The sequence below is a fragment of the Pseudomonas sp. genome (assembly GCF_049645325.1).
GTDB lineage: Bacteria > Pseudomonadota > Gammaproteobacteria > Pseudomonadales > Pseudomonadaceae > Aquipseudomonas.
In genome coordinates this window covers 1-4,501 of record NZ_JBARTQ010000661.1, presented here as the reverse complement: position 1 = coordinate 4,501, position 4,501 = coordinate 1, and the positions used below count along the sequence as shown (strand labels likewise).

Sequence of the window (4,501 nt, the reverse complement as noted above, 5' to 3'; positions counted from 1 at the left end):
GGGTTGAATAACAGACAGTTGAAGTGAGTGGCTCATGGATTTAGGGATCGATCGACAAGCCCTTGTACCGGTGGTGCAGCAAATCGTCAGCGCGGTGGCGCAATGGATTCGCGCGAGCGGGGCAGGTCCCGGCACGCGCTTGCCGTCCATCCGGCAATTGGCCCTCGACAACCTGCTCAGCCAGTCCAGCGTGATCGAGGCATTCGAACGGATGGTGGCCCAGGGCGTGTTGGCGTCCAAGCAGGGCGCCGGGTTTGTGGTGGCCCAGCCGCCGGTATCCCAGGAAAGCCAGTGGTATGAAGGCGCGGAGCTGGGGTGGGGCGCCTACCTCGACAGCCCGTTGGGCGAGTTGAAGTTGGGGTGCGGCTGGTTGCCCGATGCCTGGCGCGAGAGCGATGACATCTGCTACGCCATCCGCGAAATCAGCCGTACCGACACTGCCGGCCTGTTCAGCTACAGCACGCCGTTAGGGTTACCGGTGTTGCGCGAGCAACTGCTCAAGCGGCTGACCCGGATCAACGTGGCGACCAGCCTTGATCGCATCCTCACCACCCATGGCGCCAGCCATGCACAAGACCTGCTCATACGCACCTTGCTCAAGGCCGGCGATACGGTGGTGGTCGAAACCCCGGGGTATGCCAACCTTTATCGCCAGCTGCAGCGTCACGGTGTCGAGCTGCTGGAGGTACCGCGTACCGTCGGCGGCCCGGATATCCAGGCGCTGGAGGCGCTGCTGCAACGCCATCGTCCCAAGTGCCTGTTCATCAACAGCCTGTATCACAACCCCACCGGCACCAGCCTGTGCCGCGCGGTGGCCGAGCGTCTGTTGCAGCTGGCACGCAGTGAAGACTTCCTGATCGTCGAAGAAGATGTCTACGGCGACCTGCAGCACGCCACTTGCACACGGCTCTCGGCGCTGCCCCATGATGACCGGGTGATCTACGTGTCCAGTTTTTCCAAGACACTGAGCAGCGCCTTGCGGGTCGGTTACCTCAGCGCGAGTGCCACGCTCATCGCGCAAATGGCCAGCCTCAAGACGCTGACCGGCATCGGCACCTCGCGCTTCGCCGAAGCGGTGGTGGCCACGCTGCTGGCCAATGGCACTTACCGCAAGTGGGTGCAGCGCCTGCGCAAACGCTTGAGCACGCAAATGGCCGCGACCTTGCAGGTGCTGGAGGATGAGGAGTGGGAAGTGTTTGCCGTGCCGGCCGGGGGCATGTTTGTGTGGGCGCGGCCTGGCGTGGGTGACCGTTCACGTTTGCAGGTGCGCGCGCGGCGACTCTGCGTGTTGTTGTCGCCGGGCGCGCTGTTCAGCCCTAAGGGTGAACACAGTGACTGGCTGCGCATTAATGTGGCCTATGCTGCTGATCAGCGCGCACTGGCGTTGTTCCGCGCCATGGGGCCTGCCAGATCGACCTCGACCATTCTGAAAACGACGGGCATGTAGCTTTTTGCCATTATTGTGGCGCCAATGTCTTGTGTCAGTGGCTCGTCGTTGCGAATCTCGCTGCATGGAAACCAGGCTTGATGGCATTCGCCATTGCAAGAGGATTCAAGTGCAATGATTTCGGGCGTGCAACGACGTTTCGCCAACCTCGGTATGGCGAAGAAACTGGGCTTGGGCTTCATGCTGGTGCTGCTGCTGACGGCGTTGGTGGCGGCCATTGGCGTGTGGTCCCTGCAAACTGTTGGCCAGCGTTTCGAAGGCCTCAAGGCGATGTCTTCGCTCAACAGCGGTCTGCTCAAAGTGCGCTTGATCGAGCAGGATTACGCGTTGCACGCCGACCCCAAATCCGTTGACGCTCTGCACGAAAGCGTGGAGGCCTTGGCGGCCCTGGCGACGCGTCTCAAAGCCCAGTCTGCCGCGAATGTGCCGGTGATGACCGACGTCGAACAGGCCCTGGCAGCCTATCGCAAGGCCTTCGACGAGTTTGTCGAACTCACCCAGACCAAAGACCTGGCCCTGGAAATGGCCAGTTGGTCGGTGTCCAGCGTGGCCAATAACCTCGACGTGTTGCAGGCCGGCCTGGCGGACGATGGCGCCTATGGCTTGAAGGAAAGCCAAGGCAAGGACGGCGCCGAGTTTATCGAGCAGGCGGGGCAGGTCAGCCAGGTGTCGCGGTTGATGTTGCAAGCCATGAACGAAGCGCACGTGCGCCTGGATCAGAGCCGCAAAGCGGATGCCGACACCGCCGAACAGGGCAAGATCGAACAGGCTGACCAGGCCCTGGCGCAGGTCGAGCAACTGAAGACCACGGTCAAGGACGCGGGGTATCAGACCGTGCTGAACGAGGTGTCCGGGCATATCGCCTCGTTCAGCGAAAAGCTGGGCGAATACACCGGGCTGCTGGCCCAGGAAAAGGTCGTCTACAAACAATTGCATGATCGCGCCGCCGAAGTGGTCAGCCGGGTCAACCAGGCCTATGCCGCCGAAGATGAGTCGATGCAGGCGCAATTGAAGAAAAGCGCGCTGCTGATCATCGGCTCGTCAGCCCTGGCGTTGCTGATGGGCTTGATCGCGGCGTGGGTGATCACCCGATTGATCGTCGCACCCTTGCGCAGCGTGATCGCCGTGGCCCAGCAGATTGCCTCGGGCGACCTGAGCGGGCGCATGGAGGTCAATCGTCGGGATGAAATCGGCCAGTTGATGCAGGCGATGCAACAGATGGGCAGCGGCTTGAGCCACATGGTCAGCGGGCTGCAGGCGGGCATCGAGCAATTGGCCAGTTCGGCGCAGTCGCTGTCCAGCGTGACAGAGCAGACCAACGTCGAAGTCAGCAGCCAGAAGGAAGAAACCGAGCAAGTCGCCACCGCGATGAATCAGATGACCGCCACGGTGCACGACGTCGCGCGCAACGCCGAGGAGGCCGCGCAAGCGGCGCAGACCGCCGATGACAAGGTCGACAGCGGCCAGCAGGTGGTGCGCCAGAGCCTGCAGCGCATCGAACTGCTCGCCACCTCCAGCACCAGTGCCAGCGCCAGCATCGAAAGCCTGAGTGCGGAGATCCAGAACATCGGCACGGTGTTGAGCGTGATCAAGAGCGTCGCCGAACAAACCAACCTGTTGGCCCTCAATGCCGCCATCGAAGCCGCCCGTGCGGGTGAGCAAGGCCGAGGGTTTGCGGTGGTGGCCGATGAAGTGCGGGCACTGGCCAAGCGCACCCAGCAATCGACCGAGGAAATCGAGCGGCTGGTCAGCACCTTGCGCAACGCCGCGCAGTCCTCGGTGCAGCAGATCCAGCAGAGCGGCGAGTTGGTCAAGCTGGCCGTGAGCGATGCCCTGGAAACGGAAAGTGCCCTGGGCAGCATTGCCGCCGCGGTGTCTTTGATCCAGCAGATGAACCAGCAGATAGCCGCTGCCGCCGAAGAGCAAAGCTCGGTGGCCGAGGAGATCAACCGCAGCGTCACCAGCATTCGGGCGAGTGCCGACCAGTCGGCGCTGAGCATGCAGGGCAATGCCGCGTCGAGCATTCAACTGGCGCAGTTGGGGGCGGAGCTCAAGGGCATGGTGGGGCACTTCCGCCTGTGATCGCCGCTTGAGGGCGGCGATCACAGCGGAGAGGGTCAGGCGTTGTTGGCGAGGAACGTCAGCAGCGCTTCGTTGACGAAGTCCGGGTTTTCCCGGGCGGAAATATGCCCTGCATCCGGTATCAGGATCAGGCTGCAGCCAATCAGCTCGGCCATTTCCTGAGACTCGGCAGGTGGGCGGGGTTTGTCTTGCTCACCGCACATCACCACGGTGGTGTCGGCGTCCAGGCGCGGCAGTTGGTCGAGGATGTCGGCGCGACTGAAGATCAGCCGGCCCAGGGGCACGATGCTGTCCAGCAGGCGCTCTTTGGGCAGGCTTTGCAACGCCTTGCGGTAATCCTGATACAGCGCCGATTCCCGGTCGATTCCCGCGCGGAAGAAGATCGGCGCGACCACATCCAGCAGCGGCTCAGGGATGGCGCCGGCGTCTTCGATCATCTTGAACAGCGAGAAGTAATACTGGCGCGTGGCCTCGGGCTCGGCGCCGAGGTAGGTGTCCATCAGTGCCAGGCTGTTGATGCGTTCGGGGGCCAGCAACGCCAGGCGCGCGCCCCACATGCCGCCGACCGACAGGCCTACCAGGTTGACCTGGGCAATGTCCAATTGGTCCAGCAGGGCCAGGGCCTGGCGTGCCAGGTCGTCCAGCGAGCGGGTGTGTGCGGGCAGCGGGCCCGATTCGCCATGGCCCCACAGCTCGGGGACGATCACGCGGTATTGGTGCGACAGGGCTTCGATCTGCGGCGCCCACATGTCGCGGTCCCACAGGTAACTTGAGCCCAGCAGAACGACCGGGCCAGTGCCCTGGTCGACATAATGCAGCGGTTGTCCATCAATCACGGCGACAGGCATAACAGGCCTCTAACTTCACGGAGTGAGGGGCACTTTTTTACGCTAGTCGGGGGCGGCGGGATAGGTGCAAATTGATGGCACTTTTTAGCGAACGGGCTTGTTTGTAGCCAGCACGTTCTCAGGG

At 62.8% G+C, this 4,501-nt stretch carries 3 protein-coding genes and 1 pseudogene; 3 read left to right on the top strand and 1 reads right to left on the bottom strand.

Annotated elements, in window-relative coordinates; all coding sequences use genetic code 11:
- The first annotated feature begins 34 nt into the window (after positions 1-34).
- From WBB95_RS28270 to WBB95_RS28260, 3 genes and pseudogenes are all read left to right on the top strand, one after another.
- On the top strand, positions 35-1,447 hold the full coding sequence (locus WBB95_RS28270) for a PLP-dependent aminotransferase family protein (protein WP_424490575.1): 1,413 nt from the start codon (positions 35-37) through the stop codon (positions 1,445-1,447).
- Positions 1,448-1,561: 114 nt separating this feature from the next.
- A pseudogene (locus tag WBB95_RS28265) lies at positions 1,562-2,668 on the top strand (HAMP domain-containing protein); the annotation flags it as partial.
- Positions 2,648-3,529 (top strand): methyl-accepting chemotaxis protein, encoded by an 882-nt coding sequence (locus WBB95_RS28260; RefSeq protein ID WP_424490576.1) that lies wholly within the window; start codon positions 2,648-2,650, stop codon positions 3,527-3,529. The pseudogene WBB95_RS28265 and the gene WBB95_RS28260, both read left to right, overlap by 21 nt.
- A 35-nt stretch (positions 3,530-3,564) precedes the next feature.
- On the opposite strand, the gene WBB95_RS28255 is transcribed toward WBB95_RS28260, so the two are convergent.
- Positions 3,565-4,377 carry an alpha/beta fold hydrolase gene (locus WBB95_RS28255; protein ID WP_424490574.1) on the bottom strand — a complete coding sequence of 271 codons (813 nt, stop codon included), beginning with the start codon at positions 4,375-4,377 and terminating at the stop codon, positions 3,565-3,567.
- Positions 4,378-4,501: the final 124 nt, after the last annotated feature.

Coding starts and splice junctions, on each gene's coding strand:
- WBB95_RS28270 (WP_424490575.1), top strand. CDS start 35: ATGGATTTAGGGATCGATCGACAAGCCCTTGTACCGGTGGTGCAGCAA.
- WBB95_RS28255 (WP_424490574.1), bottom strand. CDS start 4,377: ATGCCTGTCGCCGTGATTGATGGACAACCGCTGCATTATGTCGACCAG.
- WBB95_RS28260 (WP_424490576.1), top strand. CDS start 2,648: ATGCAGGCGATGCAACAGATGGGCAGCGGCTTGAGCCACATGGTCAGC.